Source organism: Paraburkholderia sp. SECH2, from assembly GCF_030464795.1.
Lineage (GTDB): Bacteria > Pseudomonadota > Gammaproteobacteria > Burkholderiales > Burkholderiaceae > Paraburkholderia > Paraburkholderia aspalathi.
In genome coordinates this window covers 60,859-82,262 of record NZ_JALPRH010000003.1, presented here as the reverse complement: position 1 = coordinate 82,262, position 21,404 = coordinate 60,859, and the positions used below count along the sequence as shown (strand labels likewise).

Annotated in this window: 22 protein-coding genes; 11 read left to right on the top strand and 11 right to left on the bottom strand. The window is 61.6% G+C overall.

Annotated elements, in window-relative coordinates; all coding sequences use genetic code 11:
* Nucleotides 1-119: 119 nt before the first annotated feature.
* Both M0D66_RS07525 and M0D66_RS07520 read left to right on the top strand, forming a co-directional pair.
* Nucleotides 120-686 carry a chromate transporter gene (locus M0D66_RS07525; protein WP_200618481.1) on the top strand — a complete coding sequence of 189 codons (567 nt, stop codon included), beginning with the start codon at nucleotides 120-122 and terminating at the stop codon, nucleotides 684-686.
* Between the two features lie 2 nt (nucleotides 687-688).
* Complete coding sequence (locus tag M0D66_RS07520) at nucleotides 689-1,261, top strand: chromate transporter (RefSeq protein ID WP_266210459.1); 573 nt, start codon at nucleotides 689-691, stop codon at nucleotides 1,259-1,261.
* 10 nt (nucleotides 1,262-1,271) lie between these two features.
* On the opposite strand, the gene M0D66_RS07515 is transcribed toward M0D66_RS07520, so the two are convergent.
* The 8 genes from M0D66_RS07515 to M0D66_RS07480 form a co-directional block, all read right to left on the bottom strand.
* Complete coding sequence (locus M0D66_RS07515; RefSeq protein ID WP_266210458.1) at nucleotides 1,272-2,519, bottom strand: enolase C-terminal domain-like protein; 1,248 nt, start codon at nucleotides 2,517-2,519, stop codon at nucleotides 1,272-1,274.
* A gap of 115 nt (nucleotides 2,520-2,634) precedes the next feature.
* Nucleotides 2,635-3,927: an MFS transporter gene (locus M0D66_RS07510; RefSeq protein ID WP_093641374.1), complete on the bottom strand. Its 1,293-nt coding sequence runs from the start codon at nucleotides 3,925-3,927 to the stop codon at nucleotides 2,635-2,637.
* An 80-nt stretch (nucleotides 3,928-4,007) separates the two neighbouring features.
* Nucleotides 4,008-4,775 (bottom strand): SDR family oxidoreductase, encoded by a 768-nt coding sequence (locus M0D66_RS07505; protein WP_256457570.1) that lies wholly within the window; start codon nucleotides 4,773-4,775, stop codon nucleotides 4,008-4,010.
* A gap of 90 nt (nucleotides 4,776-4,865) precedes the next feature.
* Nucleotides 4,866-5,585: a FadR/GntR family transcriptional regulator gene (locus M0D66_RS07500; protein WP_200651245.1), complete on the bottom strand. Its 720-nt coding sequence runs from the start codon at nucleotides 5,583-5,585 to the stop codon at nucleotides 4,866-4,868.
* Nucleotides 5,586-5,818: 233 nt separating this feature from the next.
* Entirely contained in the window at nucleotides 5,819-6,814 is a 996-nt protein-coding gene (locus M0D66_RS07495) for an ABC transporter substrate-binding protein (RefSeq protein WP_266210457.1), read from the bottom strand.
* A 123-nt stretch (nucleotides 6,815-6,937) separates the two neighbouring features.
* Complete coding sequence (locus M0D66_RS07490; protein ID WP_266210456.1) at nucleotides 6,938-7,735, bottom strand: BPSS1780 family membrane protein; 798 nt, start codon at nucleotides 7,733-7,735, stop codon at nucleotides 6,938-6,940.
* A 57-nt stretch (nucleotides 7,736-7,792) separates the two neighbouring features.
* On the bottom strand, nucleotides 7,793-8,953 hold the full coding sequence (locus tag M0D66_RS07485; RefSeq protein ID WP_266210455.1) for a DUF1700 domain-containing protein: 1,161 nt from the start codon (nucleotides 8,951-8,953) through the stop codon (nucleotides 7,793-7,795).
* Entirely contained in the window at nucleotides 8,950-9,291 is a 342-nt protein-coding gene (locus tag M0D66_RS07480; RefSeq protein WP_054039365.1) for a PadR family transcriptional regulator, read from the bottom strand. The genes M0D66_RS07485 and M0D66_RS07480 overlap by 4 nt, the downstream gene beginning before the upstream one ends.
* Nucleotides 9,292-9,588: 297 nt before the next feature.
* Between M0D66_RS07480 and M0D66_RS07475 the strand changes: the two genes are divergently transcribed.
* The 4 genes from M0D66_RS07475 (at nucleotide 9,589) to M0D66_RS07460 (ending at nucleotide 13,473) form a co-directional block, all read left to right on the top strand.
* Nucleotides 9,589-10,947 carry an MFS transporter gene (locus M0D66_RS07475; RefSeq protein ID WP_266210454.1) on the top strand — a complete coding sequence of 453 codons (1,359 nt, stop codon included), beginning with the start codon at nucleotides 9,589-9,591 and terminating at the stop codon, nucleotides 10,945-10,947.
* 9 nt (nucleotides 10,948-10,956) lie between these two features.
* Nucleotides 10,957-11,610: an RraA family protein gene (locus M0D66_RS07470; protein ID WP_266210453.1), complete on the top strand. Its 654-nt coding sequence runs from the start codon at nucleotides 10,957-10,959 to the stop codon at nucleotides 11,608-11,610.
* A gap of 137 nt (nucleotides 11,611-11,747) precedes the next feature.
* Nucleotides 11,748-12,524 (top strand): class II aldolase/adducin family protein, encoded by a 777-nt coding sequence (locus tag M0D66_RS07465; protein WP_266210628.1) that lies wholly within the window; start codon nucleotides 11,748-11,750, stop codon nucleotides 12,522-12,524.
* 22 nt (nucleotides 12,525-12,546) lie between these two features.
* Nucleotides 12,547-13,473, top strand: a complete 927-nt coding sequence (locus M0D66_RS07460) for a glyoxylate/hydroxypyruvate reductase A (RefSeq protein WP_266210452.1) — start codon at nucleotides 12,547-12,549, stop codon at nucleotides 13,471-13,473.
* Here M0D66_RS07460 and M0D66_RS07455 read toward each other — a convergent pair.
* Entirely contained in the window at nucleotides 13,470-14,435 is a 966-nt protein-coding gene (locus M0D66_RS07455; protein WP_244179470.1) for a LysR family transcriptional regulator, read from the bottom strand. The two genes, M0D66_RS07460 and M0D66_RS07455, sit on opposite strands and share 4 nt — an antisense overlap.
* Nucleotides 14,436-14,576: 141 nt before the next feature.
* Between M0D66_RS07455 and M0D66_RS07450 the strand changes: the two genes are divergently transcribed.
* The 4 genes from M0D66_RS07450 (at nucleotide 14,577) to M0D66_RS07435 (ending at nucleotide 18,621) form a co-directional block, all read left to right on the top strand.
* Nucleotides 14,577-15,809: a Zn-dependent hydrolase gene (locus tag M0D66_RS07450; RefSeq protein ID WP_266210451.1), complete on the top strand. Its 1,233-nt coding sequence runs from the start codon at nucleotides 14,577-14,579 to the stop codon at nucleotides 15,807-15,809.
* Nucleotides 15,806-16,708: a CoA ester lyase gene (locus tag M0D66_RS07445; RefSeq protein ID WP_266210450.1), complete on the top strand. Its 903-nt coding sequence runs from the start codon at nucleotides 15,806-15,808 to the stop codon at nucleotides 16,706-16,708. Before M0D66_RS07450 ends, M0D66_RS07445 begins: the two co-directional genes overlap by 4 nt.
* Nucleotides 16,709-16,830: 122 nt before the next feature.
* The gene (locus M0D66_RS07440; RefSeq protein ID WP_093641405.1) at nucleotides 16,831-18,141 is read left to right on the top strand and encodes an MFS transporter; all 1,311 of its coding nucleotides are present in this window, start codon (nucleotides 16,831-16,833) and stop codon (nucleotides 18,139-18,141) included.
* A 186-nt stretch (nucleotides 18,142-18,327) separates the two neighbouring features.
* Nucleotides 18,328-18,621 (top strand): DUF1330 domain-containing protein, encoded by a 294-nt coding sequence (locus M0D66_RS07435; protein ID WP_054039434.1) that lies wholly within the window; start codon nucleotides 18,328-18,330, stop codon nucleotides 18,619-18,621.
* 22 nt (nucleotides 18,622-18,643) lie between these two features.
* On the opposite strand, the gene M0D66_RS07430 is transcribed toward M0D66_RS07435, so the two are convergent.
* Nucleotides 18,644-19,045 carry a DUF302 domain-containing protein gene (locus tag M0D66_RS07430; RefSeq protein ID WP_093641408.1) on the bottom strand — a complete coding sequence of 134 codons (402 nt, stop codon included), beginning with the start codon at nucleotides 19,043-19,045 and terminating at the stop codon, nucleotides 18,644-18,646.
* Nucleotides 19,046-19,149: 104 nt separating this feature from the next.
* Between M0D66_RS07430 and M0D66_RS07425 the strand changes: the two genes are divergently transcribed.
* A complete protein-coding gene (locus M0D66_RS07425) occupies nucleotides 19,150-19,872 on the top strand; it encodes a phosphonate utilization associated transcriptional regulator (protein WP_093641411.1) in 723 nt (240 codons plus the stop codon).
* 60 nt (nucleotides 19,873-19,932) lie between these two features.
* Here M0D66_RS07425 and M0D66_RS07420 read toward each other — a convergent pair whose 3' ends face one another.
* On the bottom strand, nucleotides 19,933-21,321 hold the full coding sequence (locus tag M0D66_RS07420) for an FAD-dependent oxidoreductase (RefSeq protein WP_200618494.1): 1,389 nt from the start codon (nucleotides 21,319-21,321) through the stop codon (nucleotides 19,933-19,935).
* Nucleotides 21,322-21,404: the final 83 nt, after the last annotated feature.

The following is a 21,404-nucleotide window of genomic DNA, read 5'->3' as shown; positions in this document are numbered from 1 at the left end:
TTAAAAGCGCCCGGGGAAAGAACATCCGGTTGATATAATTTTCCAGTCGCATATGAACGGGCACGCTCATCAGGAGCAAATATTTCACCCGTCATACATCAATCTGACTGGAAGACTCGATGTCCCAACAAATTGCCAACACGAGTCGACCTCCCACCCTCACCGGGCTCTTCCTTATATTCAGCCGAATTGGGCTCACCAGCTTCGGCGGCGGCCTGAGCGGCTGGCTCCTGCGTGAATTCGTCCAGGATCGCGACTGGATCAGTGAAGAAGACTTTTTGAATGGCCTGGCCATTTCGCAAGCGCTGCCGGGCATCAACGTCAAAAACATGGCGATCTGGATCGGCCACCGTCTGCTCGGCTGGCGCGGCGCGCTGCTAGCGGTTGCCGGCATCATCATCCCGCCCGCCATTTTCATCATTGTTCTCGGCACGGTTCTCGGCCATCTACTGCAGTTCCCGATCGCTCACATCCTGCTTGCGGGCGCGGCAGCCGCGGCCACCGGCCTGTCGTTGTCGATGGGCGTGACAACCGCGCGCCGGGTGCCACGCAGGCTCCTGCCGCTGCTGTTCCTCGCGGGTACCTTCGTCGCGGTCGGCATATTGCGCCTGCCGCTGGTGTGGGTCGTGATCGGCGCGGGAGGCCTGAGCGTGCTGGTCGAGTACATCAAACTGCGCAAAGCCTGACCATGTCGAATCGCGTTCTTCTACAGCTTGCGGCCGTTTTCGCGCCCCTGTCACTGGTGACGATAGGCGGTGGCCAGGCCATCATCGCCGATATCCAACGGCAGGTTGTCGACGTGCATGGATGGCTGACGCATGCGCAGTTTGGTGTCGACTTTGCCATTTCGCGCATGGCGCCTGGCCCCGGGTCGCTGCTGGCCACCTTGATCGGCTGGCAGATTGCAGGGTTCTGGGGCGCTGTGGTGACCACGCTGGCATTGCTCGCCCCGACCGGCATCCTGATCTATGGCGTAACCCACGTCTGGACCCGTTATAAGGGCGCGGCGTGGCAACTGGCGCTCGAGCGTGGGCTGCGCCCCGTCGCCTCAGGGATGATTCTCGCCGCGGGATGGGTTCTGTTGAAATCGCTCGACGGCGGGCATCCGGCGCAAGCGATTGCCCTCATGTCAGTGGGGACGCTGCTCAGCACGCGAATCAATCCACTGCTTCTGTTGCTTTGTGGCGCGTTGATGCTGCTCGGTATGTACGAGCTTGGCGCCAGCCTTCCATCGCTGCTTCAGGTGCACATGGGGAGCTAGTGCAATTCCGTCACGGCGTCTGCAGCGTGCCGTCCTTTAAGCGGGTTTGCGTCCACGTCGTCACGGTGTTTTCGCACGGATATTTCGCGGCCTCGGTCTCGTCGATGTCCACGCCCAGGCCCGGTTTGTCATTGGCATAAACGTGTCCGTTCCTGAATTCCGGCAGACCCGGGAAGACATCCAGCAAGGCCTCTCGCGGACCCTTAAGGTCCTGGATCACGAAGTTCGGCGGCTCGGTTCCCGACCACTCCTGCACGCCGAAATTCCGCGCGGCGAGATCGATATGGATGTTCGCCGCATGCGCCAGCGGAGACATATCGCCCGGACCGTGCCATGCGGTCCTCACCCCGAACTGCTCGGCAAATATCTGCAACTTGCGCCCCGCCGTGATGCCGCCGATCTGGCTGAGATGCACACGGATGAAGTCGATCAGACGCTCGGTGATCAGAAACCGCCATTCGTACGGGTTGTTGAACAGCTCGCCCTGTGCCAATGGCGTAGTCGTTTTGGCGCGTAGCTGACGCATCCATTCGCCTTCCTCGAGCGCAATCGCGTCTTCGAGAAAGAACAGTTCGTACTGTTCCAGCTCGCAAGCAAAACGGATCGCCTCCACCGGCTTCAGACGTTCATGCACGTCATGGCACAACTCCACGTCGAAACCGATTTTGCTGCGAATGCCGTCGAACAGCTTGAGCGTCTCCCGCATGTACTTTCTGCTGTCGAGGTACACGCCATCCGCGGCGCCTTCGGGTGCACTCGCTGGCGCCTTGCCGAAGCTACCTCCGCCATAGCCGCCGCTCTGGCAACGAATATGCGTGATGCCCTGCTCGCGATACTTCTGGATGTTCTCATACAACTCGTTCAGATCGCGACCATCCGCATGGCGATAGATCGGAACGCCTTCGCGGCACTTGCCGCCGAACAGTTGATAGAGCGGCATGTTGGCCATCTTGCCCTTGATGTCCCACAGCGCCATATCCACACCGGAGATTGCGTTGTTCTCGATCGCGCCATTGCGCCAGTACGCGTTCTGATGCATCAGTTGCCACAGTTCCTCGATCGCCTCGGCGTCACGACCGATCAGCAACGGCCGCAGGTATTCCTCGATGAGGCACTTCACCGCCACGTGCCGGTAGGCGAACGTCGCGCATCCGAGACCGACCAGACCGGACTGGTTAGTCTCGATCTTCACGACGATCAGGTTGATGCCTTCCGGCGCGGTCAGGATGACCTTTACATCGGTAATCAGGGTTGCCATGTTCTGTCTGCCAAAATCGAATCAATCAAACGAAGTCGAATTGCGCGCTTCTTCGCCAAAACGTGACGTCCGAGGTGTGGGGAAACACGGACCTGCACGAGAGATTCCCCGGGCGTTACGTACGATGCAGCGACAACGAAGCATCACGCTTGGCGTGCTCGTCGGCATTCGCGGGCACGGTCATCATCAGGATCACCGAAAGCAGCAGGCCGGTCGCCATGAAAATGTACGAAGCCGCCGGGCTGCCGGTCGCGCCGTTCAGATAGCCCACCACCCACGAACCGAGGAACGCCCCCAGCGCGCCGCACGCGTTGATGAGGCCGATCGCGCCGCCCAGCACGTTGCTCGGAATCAGTTCCGGCACGAGTGCGAAGAACGGGCCGTACGGCGCGTACATCGCTGCACCAGCAACGACCAGCAGCGCGAACGAGATCCAGAAGTGCGAGCCGCCGATCAGGTAGGAAGCGACGAACGCAATGGTCCCGACGAGCAGTAGCGGCCAGACGAACAGCTTGCGATTGCGCGTCTTGTCCGAGAGCCACGACGCGAGCAGCATCAGGATGATTGCGGCGAGATAGGGCACCGCAGCGAGCCAGCCGACCGAGACGATGTCGATCGTCGAGGCGGCTTTGAGAATCGACGGCAGCCACATGATGAAGCCGTATACGCCGATGCTCCACAGCGCATGTATCGCGCAAAACTTCATCACAATCGACGAACGGAACGCCGCCTTGTAGTTGCGCACCGGCGCGATATGGGCCTGCTCGGCCTTCAGGCGCGCATCGAGTTCAGTCTTTTCGGCGTCGCTCATCCAGGGCGCGTCGGCCGGACGGTCTTTCACCGTGAACCACCAGACCACCGCCCATGCGATGGCGGGCATGCCCTCGAGGACAAACATCTCGCGCCAGCCGAAACTGCGAACCAGATAGCCCGACACCACCGACATCCACAGCACCGTCACCGGATTGCCGAGAATCAGGAAAGTATTGGCGCGCGAGCGTTCGCTGCGCGTGAACCACCGGCTGATGTACATCAGCATCGACGGCATCACGGCCGCCTCCACGACGCCGAGCGTGAAGCGCAGCACCATCAACATCGGAATATTGCTGACCATGCCGGTCGCCGCCGCGCACAGCCCCCACAGAATCAGGCTGAAGAAAATCAGTTTCTTGACGCTGTTGCGCTGTGCGTAAATCGCACCGGGTACCTGAAACAGGCAGTAGCCGAGAAAGAACAGCGAGCCGATCAGCGACGAGGTGCCGTGCGTGATGCCGAGATCCTTGTCGATTCCGGCCGCGGCGGCGAAGCCGTAGTTCGCGCGGTCGAGATAGGCGAGGCTATACGTGATGAAGATGATGGGCATCAGATACCACCATCTTTGAGTTGCTACGGGTTTGACGCTTTCCATGATGTCTCCGGATCAGTGCGGCGCATGAACGACCTGGCTCTATTGGCTGTTTGTTTTGCTCTACCCGCGCGAACCTGCATTTAAAGAACGGCTAGCCAGCCACCATCGACGTAGATGATCTGGCCGTTCACATAGCTCGACGCCGGTGAGGCCAGATATACCGCCGTACCGACGAGTTCCTCCGGCTTGCCCCAGCGTTGCGAGGGATTGCTGCTCTTGACCCATGCGTCGAAAGCGGCGTTCTCGATCAGCGGCTTGTTCATGTCCGTCAGGATGTAACCCGGGCCGATCGCGTTCGCCTGAATGTCCGAGGCCGCCCACTCGGCGCTCATGGCGCGGGTCAGCATCTTGATGCCACCCTTCGCCGCCGTATAGGCGCCGACCGTCGCGCGCCCGGCTTCGCTCGTGAGCGAGCCGATGTTGATGATCTTGCCGCCCGTGCCGCGCGCGATCATGCGGCGTGCAGCCTGCTTCGCGACGATGAAGGCGCTCGTCAGATTCGTGTCGATTACGCGCTGCCAGTCGCTCAGTTCGAGTTCGACGAGCGGCTTGCGAAACTGGATGCCGGCGTTGTTGACCACGATATCGACTTGCACGCCGTCCTTGTCCCACTGTGCGAATGCTTCGGCAACGGCGCTTTCGTCAGTCACATCGAAGGCGCGGCCTTGCGCATTGAAACCCTTGTCGCTCAAACGGGCGACCGCTTCGGCCACCGTGTCGGCGCGCGTGCCGTTCAGGATGACGTTCGCACCGGCGGCCGCCAGTCCCTCGGCAAGCGCGAATCCGATGCCGCGCGCCGAGCCGGTAACGAGTGCCGTGCGGCCGCTCAGATCGAATAGTTGTGTCATACGTGTGTCCTCTCGATGTTCTGAAACGAGGCGCGAGTGCGCCCCTCGCGATCCCGACGAGGGTCGCGATGAAATGGGTTGCGGCGATTGCTACGTGGGTTGATCGTTGGCGGTCTGGTCTAGCGCAGCGCGGTCCTCGAAGTCCTGCTCGGCGCGCCTGATGAGCGTGAGTACGGCCTCTTCCGCCGCCACGGGGTCGCCCTTCTCGATCGCGACGCACAGTGCCTCGTGCATCGGCAGCGAACGGGCCGGACCGCCGGCGATTTCAGAGCTGAGTTCGAAACTGGTGCGCAGGATCGCCGACAGCGCGTTCTGCATCTGCTGGACGAACTGGTTGTGGCAGGCGGTGAGGATGGCGCCGTGAAACGCGAGGTCGGCGGGAACGTACTCGCCGTGGCCGGCGACCGCGCGTTCCATTGCCTTGAAAGCGCGCCGGACCGCGATGCGGTCTTCGTCAGTCGCGCGTTTCGCGGCGAGCCTGGCCGCGTTCGGCTCGATAATCATGCGCAGTTCCATCAGGTCTTCGATGAGGCCGGGCTCGACGGAGCTTGCACGCGCGCGCCACATGATCACGTCCGGATCGAACAACTGCCATTGCGCACGCGGCAGCACGACCGTGCCGTAGCGGCGGCGCACCTGCAGCATGCCCTTGGCGGAGAGCGACTTCATCGTCTCGCGGATGGTGATGCGGCTCACCTGCATCTGCTCGGCAAGCACCGGCTCGGCGGGAAGAATGTCGCCAGGCATGAATTTGCCTGAACAAATCTGTTCGCCCATCTGATTCAGGACCTGCCTGTGCAAAGTTGCCACGATTTGCTCTCTATGTCATACGTATGATGTAGAAAGATAGGCGTGACGAGGCTGCGTGGCAATTCGGGTTCACCCGGAGTGCGGGTTGGAAGGGGTTACCGGCGTGGAAGGGTAGCCGGTATGGAAGGCGTTGCCGCCGTGGATGGGATTGCCGGAGTGGAAAGCGCCGGGCAAACACGCGGCGGCTTCGGTTGGCACCGAACAGCGCGTTGCAAGGCGCACGACCGTTCGCGTCAGACCTTCGCGATATGCGTCTCGGCAATCGCACGGACGTCGATGCGGCGCGGCAAGATAGCGTCGCGATCCGCGCTATCAGCAACCTTCTGGAGCGCGGCGATATCCGCGTCGGTCACGAAGTGCTGCTTCAATGCCGCGCGTTGCGTGATCTGCTTCGCGGCGTCGAGCGGCGAGCGCGTCAAGGTCGAGTAGATCTGCGCATAGGCATCGGGGTTCGCGAGCGCCCAATCACCCGCGCGTTGCAGCCGAAGCAGAACGTCTGCTATAGCCGCGCGTTTGCGTGTATCAGCAAGTGCGGCGCCCGATGCAGTAATGAAGCCGAGACCACTATTGATCCCAGAACCGTCGCGCAAAATACGTGCGCCACGTTGAACAGCGATACCGTAGTACGGATCGAACGTCGCCCACACGTCGATCGATCCGGACGCGAACGCAGCAAACGCATCGACCGGCAGGATGAAACGAACCTTGACGTCGTCCTTCGAGAGTCCAGCTTCGGCGAGCGCACCGTACAACTGGAATTGCGAAATGCTGCCGCGCGCCGACGACACGAACACGGTACGCCCCTTCAGATCCGCCACGGTGCGAATCGGTGAATTGGGCGCAACCAGAATGCCGAGTTGCGCGCCCGAACCCACACGCGTCGCGACGATCTTCAAGGTCGGATCCCCGACAGCCGCGGCAAGCACAGGCAAGTCGCCCGCCGGGGCAAGATCGACAGCGCCCGCGCGTTGCGCCTCGAACAGTGGCGCGGCACCCTGGAAGTTGGCCCAGCGAAATGCGTACGGCGTGCCGTCGAGTACCTTGGCGGCTTCGGCGAGCGCTCGCGTGCCGCCGGCCTGGTCGCCGAGCACGATCGTGGTCGATGCCAGATCGGCGGCCTGCACGTTGAGTGAATGAAATGCGCCGGTTGCGGCAAGCGCCGGCACCGCGCCGAGCAGCTTCAGCGTGCGCCGCCGCTTGGGAAAAGACGTAGAAACAGAAGCGGCCATATGCCCTCGCTTGCAATATTTCTGCAAGCGTAGCGATCAGGACGCTTCGTGAGAATGATTCAATTCCGATATCGTTATCTTGACCGGGCAGCTATCTTTTTCATCCCAGCGCGGGCCCGTCACTTACGGCTTGTCGAATATGCCGCGATACGCGCCGTACATCGACAGAACGATCAGCGCGCTGACCAGCGGTGTCACCAGCAAGCCGCGCAAAAGAAGCGGCGCGAAGGTGGCAAGCCACACGTCGACGGCGATGGCGATGCCGAACACCAAAGCGACGCGCCAGTTACGCGCCACGGCACGCAGGCTTGCCGCCATCGCGTTCAGGGGCGCAACGTTGTTCAAAACAACCAGCGCCGGCGCGAACCATACGAGCGATGCCGCAAGCGCATAGGCCAGCATATTGAGCACCGGCTCCAGCGCATTGCCCGTGCCGTTATGTGCACCGTACACGATCGTCAGATCATGCACGCCATTCGGTGCAACAGATGTCTTCATCGACACATGAAACGCCACAAACGCGATCAGGTGCCCCGCATAGGCAACGGCAGCGCCACACTGCCCGATCATGATCAACGCATTGCGATGCACGTTGACGGCTTCGATCGTCTCGCGGATCGACCAAGGGCGTGCATTGCTCGCACGTTCCTGCATCAGCACCAAACCAGCGGCGAGGACCGGCCCGACGAGCACCGCCAGCACGCGCAACGGTGGCGCCAGTTCAAACAGCGTGACGAAATCGGCGCAGCCGAGAATCGCCACGAGCCACAGCACCGGATTCGCGCGAGCGATACGAACCCCTTCTGCGAGCCAGCCGGCAACATTCTCGACGCTGACCACGCGACCATCTGGATAGCGCAGCCCCGAAGCAGGTTGCTGGTGTGCCGGGACTGCCGTAGCGCCTGAATAGTGCATATTCATGACCGTTTCCTTTTTCATCGAATGAGGATAGAGACGTCAGTCAACCTGCGCCGCGCTTCAGGCGGATTGCCCTTCGTCGAGTCGAGCAGTAATCAGATCGAGTTGCCGCTGAACATAGCGGACCAAAGCGCGCCATGTGATGCGCGTCAACCACAAACACAGCCATAAACCGACGATGCCGGCAACCAGCATCGCGAATCCGTAAATCATCGCGCCGATGCCCGAACCATGCGGCCCGACGATCACGACGTTGTCCGAACCGTCCTTGATCGAAATGTGGTCGCGATCGATCACGACCGAATCCGAGCCGCTGTTGACCGCCAGACGCTTGCCGCCGCCGTCCGCGCCCTGCACGAAGGACACGTGGTCGCCGTGGTTCCTGATGTCCCACGCCAGCGCCTTCGCACCGGTTCCGATGCGCGCGACCGATACCTTGTCCCCTTCGCCATCCTTAAGATCGAGCGCTACGATGTCGGTGGCTGCGATCGACCATGTGCCGTCCGGGTCGACCTTGAACAGATCGCGCGCGCCGCCGACGGAACTGATCTTGAGTTTGCCGTCGTCGTTCTTGATGTCGATCGGGCCGGCCAGCGTCACAACCGAAATTCGCGTGGCTGCATCCGGCCGCAGCACGAAACGGTCGCCGTCCACCCGGAACACCTTCATATTGGCGGTTGCGAGGCGCGGGTCGCCCTGTTTGGGGGCGTCATCCGCGTCGTCGTTATCATCGTCATCGTTTCCGTTGGCGCTCGCCTGCTGACCCGTTTTCACGTCGCTGCTTTCGAAAGTGAACGGCACCGAATGGAACGCTGGCCACCCGAACAGGTGATGACTCCCGAGCGCAACCACCGTCACGAGCCCGGCAATCGTCAGCGCGCCTGAAACCGCGTAGCCGATCGTCAGCATCAGCAGATAGAACATGAACGGAATCAGCAGGAACAATTGCAACAGACCAAGCCCCGCGATCGAAACGACCACCCGCATCAGGTTGCCGAACGAGCGCCGCGTTTCCCACTGACGGAAATTCGCCTGCGCCTTCAGTTCGCGTGCGAGCTTGACCGGGTCGCCGAGCGCTGCAACCACTTCCGCCTCACTGCGGCCCGCTGCGAGTGCGTCACCGAAGTACTCGCGATAGTCGGCGACGATTTCGTCGACCACCTGCTTCGGCAAACTCCGCAGTTCGTGGCGCAATTGCTGGATGAATGCGTCCTGCGTCATTGCTTTTCCCCTGTTCCTGAGGGCGTACGGGACAAGGCCAGCACACCGTTGACTTCATCGACAAAACTGCGCCATTCGCTTTGCATTTCCGCCAGACTGTTGCGGCCCGCCGCCGTCAGCGAGTAGTACTTGCGCGGCGGCCCCGAACTGGATTCCACGAAATACGTCGACACCCACGCCTCGGCCTGCAGCCGGCGCATCAGCGGGTAAATCGTGCCCTCGCTGATCTCCATGGTTTCGGAGAGCGTCGAGACGAGCTCGTACGCATAGCTGTCGCCGCCGGCGAGGACAGCTAACACGCACATGTCGAGCGTTCCCTTCTTGAGCTGCGTTTTCATTCAATTCCATTACATTAGTGTGCATAGCACGGTACCTTGCTATGCACTGGTGCCGAACGCACCGATCCGCGAGATGACGAACGAACTCTAGCACCCAGTATTGTTTAATGCAAGGTACTGTTTTATGCACAGGACACCCCCGCTCACCGGAGCGACCGTCCGATCATTCGCTCCATTAATACAAAGGATTAGAAATGAGACTTTTACTTATTGTTTTTGGCTTCCGATAAAGGCACCAGGCCATGCGCGCAATGGCTGCGTTCATCCACGAAACCGCCATGCCTCAAGGAGAAACCCATGACGTCCTATCGCCCCGCGGACACGCCAGCGCCACCGCCAGGAGATGGCACCCCGGCCAACATGAAAAAGATCGCGGTGGCGAGTGTGATCGGCACGACCGTCGAATGGTATGACCTGTTCGTTTTCGCCACCGCCTCGGCACTCGTCTTCAACAAGGTGTTCTTTCCCGGCTTTGTGCCGTTGGTCGGCACCTTGCTGGCGTTCGGCACGTTCGCTTCCGCCTACCTCGCGCGAATTGTCGGCGCCGCACTGTTCGGCCATTTCGGCGACCGCCTCGGACGCAAGGCGATGCTGCTGGTCTCCCTCATCATCATGGGCATCGCGACGTTCTCGATTGGGCTGCTGCCGAACTACGCGTCGATTGGCATCTGGGCGCCCATTCTGCTGCTCACCTTGCGCGTCATTCAGGGACTCGCGCTCGGCGGCGAATGGGGCGGCGCCGTGCTGATGGCGGTGGAACACGCACCGGCCGGCAAGCGTGGACTGTATGGCTCGTGGGTGCAGATCGGCGTGCCGGCCGGCACCCTGATCGCCAATCTGGCGTTTCTGGTCTGCAACGCCACGCTGTCAAACGACGCACTGCTCTCCTGGGGTTGGCGCATTCCGTTCCTTGCGAGCGCCTTGCTCGTGGGGGTCGGGCTTTATATCCGTCTGAACACATCGGAAACCCCGTCGTTCCGCAAGATCAAGGATGCCGACGCGCAGGTCAAGCTGCCGATCGCCGAGGTTCTCACCCGATACTGGAAGCAGGTTCTGCTCGGCGGCATCGCGACGATGTCGACAGGCACCTCGTTCAACCTGATCGTCGCTTTCGGGTTGACCTACGGAACGCAGACGCTGGGCTTCTCACGTAACGCAATGCTTTCCATCGCGCTGATCGCCTGCGCGCTTTGCATCGTGTTGTTGCCGGTCTTCGGCAAGCTATCCGACGTCGTGGGCCGCAAGCCGGTGATCATCGGCGGCATCGTCGCCGAGGCCCTGCTCGCTTTTCCGCTTTTCTGGCTGCTGGATACGCGCGAGTTTCCGTTCGCGCTGCTCGGCTATCTGCTGATGATGACCGCCTTCGCCGCAAACTATGGACCCATCGCCACCTTCCTCGCGGAGTTGTTCGGCACCGAGGTTCGCTACTCCGGTCTGTCGGTGAGCTATATGTTGTCCGGACTGCTCGGCAGTGCGGCCACGCCCATTGTCACCACCGCGCTGTTGTCCGCGACAGGCCGCGGCTCATCGGTGGCGTGGTACATGATGGGCTCGGCTGCTGTTTCGGTACTCGCGCTCGTGCTGCTCGCGGAAACGCTTCGCCGCGACATCTCGTCTGCGGCGCGCACCAATGCCGCCACCGCGAGCCTTTCGTGAAGGCCTGAAATGAAAACGGAAAATGCCGCTCTGATGCAAGCCACACCAGACTCATCCTTACTGCACAGCCTCGAATTCATCAGCTTCCCGACGCTAGGGCACTTCATGGAAGACGGTTTCGCGGACCATCGTCTTCGCGCGATGGTCCCCAACGTGAAGGTGATCGGGCGCGCGGTAACGCTCAAGCTGCTGTCGCCCGACGCCATTCCCGTGAACCGCGCCCTCTCGCAACTCAAACCCGGTGACGTGCTAGTGATCGACATGAGCGGCAACCATACGCATGCGCCGGTCGGAGCGGTCACGGCATGCGCCGCGCTCAACGCCGGCGCGAGGGGTGTTATCGTCGATGGCGTAGTGACCGATCTCCTCGAATTACGCAGCACGGGGCTGCCGGTGTTCGCGCGCGGAACGTCGTTGCTCACGACCAAAAAGCGCGACACGATGTCGAGCCTGTTTAACGAGCCGGTGATATGCGGCGGGGTCGTGGTGCGCCCAGGCGACATCGTGCTGGCCGACGACAACGGTGTACTGTTCGCTGAAGCACCGGCCCTCGCCGCCGTAATCGAGCTGGCGCAGGCTTCCGACCGAGCGGAGCCCGCGCTACTGGCTCGCCTCAACGCCAAAGCGCCGCTTCACGAGGTTCTGCAGTGCGTCATGCCGTAAAGTATTCACGCGGCTAATAATCTGCATTAGAACAATGAAGTTGACGGACACTGACGCGCTGACGAACACTACGCGCACTACAGCACGTGAGAACCTGGGAGTCTTTTGAAATGCAATCCACGCCCACATCCGATCACATGAGCGACAAACCGGCGCCGATCGGTACCGAACGGCAGGTACGGGAGGAACTGGCGGCGCTCTACCGGCTGGCCGCTCACTTCCGCATGACCGACATGATCGACACGCACATCACGGCGCGCCTGCCCAGCTCGCCGGGCGAGCCGCCGGCCTTTCTGATCAACCGCTATGGCGTGCTGTTTCACGAAATGCGCGCGTCGGACCTCGTGAAGATCGATCATCTCGGCAACGTCACCGACGAGCGGGCGCACAGCGACCCGGCATTGTTTCGTGTGAACGCCGCGGGATTCACGATTCATTCGGCCATCCACGCGGCACGCGACGATCTGCATTTCGTGATCCATACGCACACCGCCGCCGGAACAGCCGTATCGGCACAGGAGCAGGGACTGCTGCCGATCAGTCAGCATGCGTTGAAGTTCTACGGCAAGCTTGCTTACCACGATTACGAGGGCATCGCGCTCGAACTCGGCGAGCGCGAGCGTCTGGTGCGCGACCTTGGTTCCTGCAAGGCAATGATCCTACGCAATCATGGGCTGCTTGCGGCAGGCTCCACGGCAGCCGAAGCGTTCCACGAGATCTATTTCCTCGAGCGGGCCTGTCAGGCGCAAATCCAGGCGCTGGCCGGCGGCAGCGCGCTGCGCATCCCGCCGCGAGAAGTGTGCGAGTTGACCGCGAGCCAGTTCGCTCGCGACGACTCCGCGGGAATTTCCGAGTTGGCGTGGCGCGCGGCGTTACGGTTGATCGACGACCCGAAATCCGACTACCGCAACTAGGCCCGTTCTACGATTCGATGCAATGACCAAATTAGTTCTGATGAGCCGTGACTTCGACATGTCACACCTGGTGCAGCCGATTCTGCGCGCCGCCCCTGAATTCGATGTCGTGATGCACGGCGAGCGGTCCAGCGGCGATGCTGACATCGCCGTGTGCTGGAACCCGCCGGCCGGCGCGCTGGCGGAGTTGCCAAAACTACGGCTCGTGCATAGCATCGCTGCGGGTGTGGACAACATTCTGTCCGACCCTGCCCTGCCCGCCGTGCCGCTGTGCCGGGTCGTCGATCCGCAACACGCACGCGGAATGAGCGAATTCGTCACGTGGGGGGTGCTGCACTTTCATCGTCAACTCGACCGTGTGCTGGCCAATCAGCGTCTTAACCGCTGGTTTCGCGACGACCAGCGTGATGCTTCCGAATGCGCCGTCGGCATCATGGGACTGGGAGAAATCGGCAGCCGCGTGGCGACGGATTTGCGGCGCTTCGGCTTTGCGGTACGCGGCTGGGCGCGCAAGCCCCGCGAACTGCCGGGCGTGACGACCTTCGCCGGTCCGCAGGAATTCAAGCCATTCCTTCAGGGGACAGATATCCTCGTGTGTCTTTTGCCGCTCACGCACGAAACCCGCTGGATTCTCAACGCGAACACGTTCGAGCACTTGCGGCCTGGCGCAAAGCTGATTCACGTCGGTCGTGGCGAACATCTGGTGCCTGCGGACCTGATCGCGGCACTGACGAGCGGGCACATCGGCGGTGCAATCGTCGACGTGTTTCCGACCGAACCGTTACCCCCCGAAGATCATTTATGGCGCGCACCCAATCTGATCGTGACGCCGCATATGGCGTCGGTGGCAAGCTCGGACACGATCGCCACGCAAGTGGCGCACAACGCGCGCAGGCTGATCCGCGGCGAACCGCTGCACAACGTAGTTGACGTGACTCGCGGCTACTAGGCGTGAGGCTCGAGGCCGGCACCTTCCGCCTGACCGTCGATGAACACATTCAGCGCATCGATAAACGCCGCCTCAGCGGCGCTCAGCTTGCGGTCCTGCGACCACAGCATGTAGATATCGAGGTCGGCCACGCCTTCATCCGGCGGCAGCCGCTGAAGGCGGCCTTGAGCGATATCGTCGCGCACGACGTGTTCCGGCAGGCAGCCGATGCCGAAGCCCGCAAAAATGAAGCGCCTCACCTCGGTCATGCTCGACGATGAGCCGACCACGCGCCCCGTGAAGCCCATCTCGTCACGAAAGAACGTGAGTGGCGACAGGTGGTCGCCTACTTTGTCGCCCGTGAAGGAGACGAACTTCTCGCCGGCGAGATCGGCGACCCGAAGATCGTCGCGCCCAAAGAGCGGATGATGACGTCCGCAGAAAAGTGCATACCGTTGACGCAGAAACACGCGGCTGTCGACTCGTTTGGGTAACGCGCGCCGCGGCGTCAGTCCGAGTGTTGCGGACTTTTGCTGGAGACTGTTCACCACATCGGCGCTGCGCATTTCCTGGCTTTCGAGTTCGATACGCGGATACGTGCGATGGAACTCGGCGAGAAACGTGTCGTAGGCCGGAAAATCGATTCCGCTGACGGTACTCACGCGCACCATGCCGGAGATATCGTGCTCGCGATCCACCTCGGCCAGCGACAGCCGCGAGATCGTGCCGTACACGTCTTCAGCAATCTGCTTCACTTCGATACCGGCCTGCGTGACCTCGATACGCGGACCGTGGCGATCCACGAGGCGCAGCCCCAACTGCTCCTCCAGCCGACGCAGCGCCTGGCTCACGGCGGGCTGCGTCAGATGCAGTTTCGTCGCCGCGCGACTCACGCTGCCTTCCTTCGCAATGGCGAGAAAGGTACGCAGCAGGTTCCAGTCGAGGCGGTCGTTCAGATAAGTGTCCGGGCGGTCTTTGCTCACGATGAGCCTCACTGGTTTCATCATCCGCCAAAATTATACTTAGGATTAGAATTAGAAATTAGACTTATCATTTTTGATTACGGATAAAGGCATCACGACGAACCCGACGCGGTCAGTACGCCGCGGCTTCAGGAGTGTGTGATGCTAAAGATCAATGGTGAGCGGCTCTGGACGAGCCTGATGAACATGGCCGCTGTCGGCGCCACGGCAGGCGGCGGTGTCCGGCGCCTCGCATTGACCGAACAGGACTCGGCAGGCCGGGCGCTTTTCTCGCAGTGGTGCGTCGAGGCGGGGTTGACGTTGTCCGTCGATCAGGTCGGCAATCTTTTCGCGCGGCGCGCCGGCAAACGGAGCGACGCCGCGCCCGTAGCAAGCGGGAGCCACCTCGACACTCAGCCCGAGGGCGGCCGCTTCGACGGGGTCTATGGCGTGCTCGCCGCACTCGAAGTCGTGCGCACGCTGAACGATGCGAACATTCAAACCGACAAACCCATCGAAATCGTCGTATGGACCAACGAGGAAGGCGCGCGCTTCACGCCGGCCATGCTCGGTTCAGCGGCCTTCACAGGCGTCATGCCGCTCGCCCAGGCGTTGAACACGCGCGACGCAGCAGGGATATCGGTCGAGCAGGCATTGCACGCGACAGGCTATGCCGGCACGCGCGCCGTGCCCGGCATCGTCTTCGACGCCTACTTCGAAGCGCATATCGAACAGGGTCCGGTGCTCGAGGAAAGTGGCGTGCCGATCGGCGTCGTCACGGGCGGCCAGGCGATTCGCTGGCTCGATGTCCGCGTGCGTGGACAGGCCGCGCACGCAGGCACGACACCGATGCAGTACCGCCGCGATGCGCTATTTGCGAGCGCGGAAATGGCCGCGGAACTGGAGAGCATCGCGGCAGATTTCTTTCCGCAGGGCCTTGCCACCATCGGCGAACTGCACATACGCAATGCATCGCGCAATACGATCGCAGCGGACCTGTCGTTCACGGTGGATCTGCGCCACCCCGATGATGCGATGATCGAAAAAATGGAAGCCGCGCTGCGCGAGCGCTTCGATGCCGTCGCCAGAAGACGGCGCCTGACTGTCGAAGTGGGACAGCATTGGGTCAGTCCATCCACGCCGTTCGACCCGGACTGCATTGCTGCTGTCAGTAACGCAGTAGAGACGCTGGACTATCCGCATCAACGCATCGTCAGCGGTGCCGGTCATGATGCGATTCACCTCGCGAAGCATTGTCCGACCGCGATGATTTTCATCCCTTGCGTCGATGGCCTGAGCCATAACGAAGCCGAAGACGCTTTACCGGCAGACGTCACGCGTGGCACGGATGTGCTGCTTCACGCGATGCTGGCCCGCGCTGGGCAGGCCGCATGAACGCGCATCAAACGCCTCGTCCACCCGGCATCCGGCGCACATGGCTCTTTGTGCCCGGCAACCATGCCGAAGCCCACGCGGTCGCGCTGCAAAGCGGCGCAGATGCAATCGTCGCCGATCTCGAAGAGATGACTTTGCCGCAAGACCGGCCGCAGGCACGCGAGCGCATCGTCACGCTATTGCGCGAGGCGGCTCGCGCCGGCACGGTCGGCTCGGTACGGATCAACAAACTGGAGCACGACGGCCATGCCGATCTCGAAGGCATCATGCGCGGCACCCCACGGGCAATTTTTCTGCCACACGCGGAGAGCGCAGCTCAACTGGCCGCGCTCGACGATGCGCTGGCCGTCATCGAGCGCAAGCTGGGCATTCCGGCGGGCTCGACGGAGGTGGTTCCAGTTATCGAATCCGCAAAGGGTCTGGTCAATCTGGGAGCGCTACTTCAGGTGGGTGCACGGATAAAGTGCTGCATGCTGGCGGTCGAAGACCTGGCGGCGAATCTCGGCGCGCGCCGCACGCCTGGCGGTCACGAACTGCTTTACGCACGCAGCCGCTTTCTGATCGAGTGTATTGCCACCGGCTGCGTGCCGATCGATCTTCCTTGTACGTACCGGTCGGCGCAGGTGCTTGGGCAGGACCTGGACCTCTCCACGCAACTCGGATTCGCATCGAAGAGCGTCGTGTTTCCCGAACACGTGCCCGCGATTCACCGCGCGCTGACGCCGTCGGCGGAAGACGTGCAGGCAGCGCGCGCGCTCGTCGACGCACACGCAGCACAGCAGGCGAACCCACCCTCTGCTGGATCAGTATGGATCGACTATCCGGAGCGCAACAACGCGCAACGGTTGATCGCGCGTGACGCGCTGCTCCGCGCCGTTGAGGAAAGCGGCAACGCATAAGCGGGCCAAGCATTAGCCGCTTTGATACTGAAGATTAAAAATCCGAATTTGGCGGGCGTATTTCGGCGACCGATAAAGACAGCGGTCAAGCCAACGCCGCGCGTTCAACAACAGGATTCCCCATGTCCCCTTCTGAACAGACTCATCAGCCCGTGCGCGCCGCCACCGCGGCTTTTATCGGCACAGCTGTCGAGTTTTACGACTACTACACCTATGCGACGGCCGCCGCGCTCGTGCTCGGCGAGGTGTTCTTCCCGAGCAGCAATCATTTCCTTAGCACGATGGCTTCGTTCGGCACGTTCTTTGTGGGCTTCATTGCACGCCCATTGAGCGGCGCGGTGTTCGGGCATCTCGGCGACAAGCTCGGCCGCAAGAAGATGCTGCTGCTGACCATGTTCCTGATGGGGATCGCCACCACCGGCATCGGCCTGCTGCCCGGCTATGCCAGCATCGGCATCTGGGCGCCGATCTCACTCGTGCTGTTACGGATTCTCCAGGGTATCGCCGTGGGCGGCGAATGGGGCGGCGCGGTACTGATGGCGAGCGAGCACGCGCCAACCGGCCGCAAGACGTTCTTCGCGTCCTTTCCGCAGATGGGCAGCCCGGCCGGACTAATTCTTTCACTCGTATCGTTCCGGCTCGTCACCTCGCTCGATCACGCAAGCTTCGTTGCCTGGGGTTGGCGCCTGCCGTTTCTGGCCAGCTTCGTGCTGCTGTTGATCGGCATGGCTATCCGTCTCGGTGTTAAGGAGTCGCCCGAGTTCGAGCAGCTTCGCAAGAATCGCGAGGTGCTGAAATCGCCAGTCAAGGAAGTGCTGCGCACCGCGTGGTATCCGATCGTCATGGCGGCGATGGCCACGACAATCGGCTCCGCCGGGTTCTTCTTCACCAATACGTTCATGATTTCGTATGTCACCGGATATCTCGGCATGTCGAAATCGTTCATTCTCGATTGCCTGTTTGTGGTCACCCTCATCCAGTTGGCGTCCCAGCCGGTTTCGGCGCTGTTGGCTCAACGGTTCGGAGAGACCCGCTTTCTGACCTGTGCTGCCCTGCTATCCATGCTCACGCCTTACCCGATGTTTCTGCTCGTCCAGACACAAAATCCGGTCGCGATCGTGACGGGTATCTCGCTCGCGGTGGTGGTGCTGTCCGCTGTCTATGCGGTCATCGCCGGTTTCATGACGCCGGCATTTCCCACGCAAGTTCGGTACTCCGGCATTTCGATCGCCTATCAACTGTGCGCGACGATCGCCGGTGGGACGACGCCTCTGATCGGTACGATGCTCGCGCAGAACTACAAGGGCGAGTGGCTGCCGCTGGCGATTTTCTTCAGCGTGCTTTCGGCGGTGTCGCTGGTTGGAATCGTGGGGCTCGGACGTTATCGCAAGGGGATACGCGCGGAGGGATCTGCGGCGGTGCTTGCTAATTAAGGCTGGCCGGGGGTGATCGGGGGAAACTATGTCGATTGGTAATTGCGGCGGCGCGGATGGACGCAAACCGGCCGAACACGTGCGCGCTCGTGAAGCGCACGCGGGAATGCTCGAAGTGACATAATTCCCGCGTCGTTGCTTTGCAACGCGACCACTACTTTCACGCCGCAAAACCAGGAGATTCACATGAGCAAGGGATATTGGGTGACCGCATACCGCGCGACGAAAGACCCGTCGAAACTGGCCGCGTATGCACAACTGGCAGCGCCCGCGGTAGCAGCCGCCGGCGGCAAATTTATCGTGCGCGGCGTCGCCGAAGAAGCACACGAGCAAGGTTTGAAAGAGCGGACCGTCGTGATCGAGTTTCCGACCTACGAGCAGGCCGTTGCCGCCTATGAGAGCGACGCCTACAAGAAAGCGCTTGAAGCACTGGGCGACGGTGTCGAACGCGATCTGCGTATCGTTCGCGGCGCCGAGTAACGACGCGAAACGATGCGTGCGCTCAGCCGGCCGCGGCGGCCTGCACGAGCGCGCCGATGCCGTCGATAGCTTTCATCAACTCTGCAGGCGCACCATGCCGCGCCTGCAGATAGCTCGTTGCGTTATACGAGAGCCACACCCTGCCATCGCCGTCCTGCCACACCAGCACCTTGAGAGGCAGATCGAGCGCCACGCTCGGCACGGCCTGCATCAGCGGCGTCCCCGCCCGCGGATTACCGAACACAAGCAACTGTGACGGCGGCATCGCAAGCCCCGCGCGCTGTGCATCCGCCGCGAAATCGATGCGCGCGAACAGGATGATGTTTTTCGCTTCGATCAGTGAGGCAAGCGCGTCGGCGGCCTGGTCGACCGTGCGCTGCGTGGGTACGGTGACGATGCCGTTGTCGGCTGCGAGACTGGACATGGATTTCTCCGCGTGTTGACGATTGTTGACAATAGACAAGCTGGCAGGCTATGGTCAAAGAAGCCCACGGTCTGTTATCCCATCCTTTGTTCTAATCGCCGATCATGACCACGTCAACCACGTCTAGCGCCATCGAACTGCTGCAGCGGCATTCCCTTGCGACGCTAGTGCAGGAAATGCTCGAACGCAGCATCGTCTCGGGGGAATTCGCCCCGGGAGAGAAATTGAACGAAGTCGAAGTCTCCACGCGATTAAATGTGTCTCGCGGGCCACTGCGCGAGGCGTTCCGCGCATTGGAACAGGCAGGTTTGCTGAAAACGGAGAAAAACCGCGGCGTCACGGTGCGCGCGCTGTCGTTACGCGAGGCCGAAGAAATCTATGAAGTTCGCGCCATGCTGGACGAATCGGTCGCCCGCTCGTTGGCCAATCGAATGACGCCTGAAACGCTCGCCACGCTCAAAGGCATCATTACGTCGATGAAAGCGGCGAAGAAGGATCACGACCTCACGCGCTACACGGCATTGAACGTCCAGTTGCACGATGCGATGGTAACGGGCGTCGGCAACCAGCACCTGATCGAAACCTATCGGCATCTCGTTCGCCAGCTTGGTTTGCTGCGTCAGGCTGCGATCGAATCGGAAAAGAGCGCGCTGGCGACGTCGGTGACGGAACACGAGAAAATCGTCAACGCGCTCGCCAAGGGCGATACGGAAAGCGCCGTCGCGCTCGTGCGCGAACACGTCGCGCATGGCCTCGCGAGAATGCGGCGTGCCCACGAGCACTGGGCCGCGTCTGCTGGTAATAGCGGCAATACAGGCAACGCCTGAAGCAGGGCCGGACCGCTGAGTACGCGGCCCCGCGCTCGGCGCTGCGGGGCCGTCATTACACTAGGCTTTATCCGACTTCCCCGCGGCATTGGCGAGCTTGCTAAGCAAGCGATCGACCAGCCAGGGCTGCCGGTCTTCGTCTTCCGCGCGCTCCTTGCGCCGAATCGCGTCGCGCACAGTAATCGAACCCACGTACCGGATCGGCTCGGGCGGGAAATAGCCCAACGGTCCCTTCGTCAACGGACTGCGCGTCCATTCGTTGTCGAGATCGAGCAACAGCGATGACAGAATCTGCCCACCCATATAGGTCGGTCCAACGCCGTTGCCTGAATAACCAAAGCCATAGAGCACGTTCGGCGCGTCGTCGAGTCTGCCGAAAAACGGAAAGCCCGTGACCGAGCGATCCGACGGACCGTTCCAGCTCGCAGTGACCGGCACATCGCGCAACGCGGGGAAGAAATCGTGCAGGCTGCGCGTCAGATCCGCTTCATACGGGGAGCGCTGATCGAACACGGGCGCGATCCGGCCGCGCCATGCAAAAGTATTGCCGCCCTTGCCGAGCATCAACCGGCCGTCCGCCGTGCTGCGATAGTAGTAAACGAAGATGCGCGAGTCGAGCACCGACACGCCGTCTTTCAAGCCGATTTGTTGCAGCAACTCCGGACATTTCTCGGTGACGATCATGTCGCTGGAAACGACAGCAAGCGTGCGTTCGAACTGCTTGAAGCGGCTCGCCATCCACGCATTGATCGCGAGCACCAGTTTGGGCGCCGTGACGCTGCCAGCCGGCGTGCGCACGGTTACGCGATCGCCTGACGTGAAGTCGAGCATCGGCGTACGTTCATAAATACGAATGCCCATTTCAATCGCGACACGCCGCAATCCGCGCACAAGCTTGCCCGGATGCACCGTTGCCGCGACCGGCGAATACACGCCGCCGAGATTACGCGCCGAACCGGAGCGGCTCGCCACTTCGCCCGGTGCGAGATGTTGATACGAATTGATGCCGTGTTCACTCAGTGCTGCGATCACCGGATCGAGCAGGCCGATTTGCGCACGTGATGTCGCCGTGTAGAGCGTGCCGTCGTGCCGAAGCTCGGCATCGATCGCGTGCTCGACACAGAAATCGCGAATCCGTCCCACGGCCGCTTCGGACGCTTTCACCAACCGGATCGCTTCGGCCTCGCCAAACAGACGCCGCAGCGTGAAGAACTTCGTCGACCATGTCAGCAGGCAGCCACCATTGCGGCCGCTCGCGCCCGCTCCGCACAGATCGCTCTCGATGATCACGATGTCGAGATCAGGTTTCTTCTGCTTCGCCTGGATGGCGGTCCACAAACCGGTGAAACCACCACCCACGATGCAGACATCGGCCGTCGTCGCACCTTGCAGTGCGGGCGCCAGTGAACCATCGGCGAAGAGTGCTTGTTCAATCCAGAACGGACGCATGAATTGCTCACATTGATACAACGGTTTAACGCCACGCGGCGAAAGGAAAGACTTCTCCCCGCGCCAACGGAAAGAAGCCTTTG

Excerpts from the sequence above, each read along its gene's own strand:
- M0D66_RS07525 (WP_200618481.1), top strand. The coding sequence starts at position 120 with ATGTCCCAACAAATTGCCAACACGAGTCGACCTCCCACCCTCACCGGG.
- M0D66_RS07520 (WP_266210459.1), top strand. The coding sequence starts at position 689 with ATGTCGAATCGCGTTCTTCTACAGCTTGCGGCCGTTTTCGCGCCCCTG.
- M0D66_RS07515 (WP_266210458.1), bottom strand. The coding sequence starts at position 2,519 with ATGGCAACCCTGATTACCGATGTAAAGGTCATCCTGACCGCGCCGGAA.
- M0D66_RS07510 (WP_093641374.1), bottom strand. The coding sequence starts at position 3,927 with ATGGAAAGCGTCAAACCCGTAGCAACTCAAAGATGGTGGTATCTGATG.
- M0D66_RS07505 (WP_256457570.1), bottom strand. The coding sequence starts at position 4,775 with ATGACACAACTATTCGATCTGAGCGGCCGCACGGCACTCGTTACCGGC.
- M0D66_RS07495 (WP_266210457.1), bottom strand. The coding sequence starts at position 6,814 with ATGGCCGCTTCTGTTTCTACGTCTTTTCCCAAGCGGCGGCGCACGCTG.
- M0D66_RS07490 (WP_266210456.1), bottom strand. The coding sequence starts at position 7,735 with ATGAATATGCACTATTCAGGCGCTACGGCAGTCCCGGCACACCAGCAA.
- M0D66_RS07485 (WP_266210455.1), bottom strand. The coding sequence starts at position 8,953 with ATGACGCAGGACGCATTCATCCAGCAATTGCGCCACGAACTGCGGAGT.
- M0D66_RS07480 (WP_054039365.1), bottom strand. The coding sequence starts at position 9,291 with ATGAAAACGCAGCTCAAGAAGGGAACGCTCGACATGTGCGTGTTAGCT.
- M0D66_RS07475 (WP_266210454.1), top strand. The coding sequence starts at position 9,589 with ATGACGTCCTATCGCCCCGCGGACACGCCAGCGCCACCGCCAGGAGAT.
- M0D66_RS07470 (WP_266210453.1), top strand. The coding sequence starts at position 10,957 with ATGAAAACGGAAAATGCCGCTCTGATGCAAGCCACACCAGACTCATCC.
- M0D66_RS07465 (WP_266210628.1), top strand. The coding sequence starts at position 11,748 with ATGAGCGACAAACCGGCGCCGATCGGTACCGAACGGCAGGTACGGGAG.
- M0D66_RS07460 (WP_266210452.1), top strand. The coding sequence starts at position 12,547 with ATGACCAAATTAGTTCTGATGAGCCGTGACTTCGACATGTCACACCTG.
- M0D66_RS07450 (WP_266210451.1), top strand. The coding sequence starts at position 14,577 with ATGCTAAAGATCAATGGTGAGCGGCTCTGGACGAGCCTGATGAACATG.
- M0D66_RS07445 (WP_266210450.1), top strand. The coding sequence starts at position 15,806 with ATGAACGCGCATCAAACGCCTCGTCCACCCGGCATCCGGCGCACATGG.
- M0D66_RS07440 (WP_093641405.1), top strand. The coding sequence starts at position 16,831 with ATGTCCCCTTCTGAACAGACTCATCAGCCCGTGCGCGCCGCCACCGCG.
- M0D66_RS07435 (WP_054039434.1), top strand. The coding sequence starts at position 18,328 with ATGAGCAAGGGATATTGGGTGACCGCATACCGCGCGACGAAAGACCCG.
- M0D66_RS07430 (WP_093641408.1), bottom strand. The coding sequence starts at position 19,045 with ATGTCCAGTCTCGCAGCCGACAACGGCATCGTCACCGTACCCACGCAG.
- M0D66_RS07425 (WP_093641411.1), top strand. The coding sequence starts at position 19,150 with ATGACCACGTCAACCACGTCTAGCGCCATCGAACTGCTGCAGCGGCAT.
- M0D66_RS07420 (WP_200618494.1), bottom strand. The coding sequence starts at position 21,321 with ATGCGTCCGTTCTGGATTGAACAAGCACTCTTCGCCGATGGTTCACTG.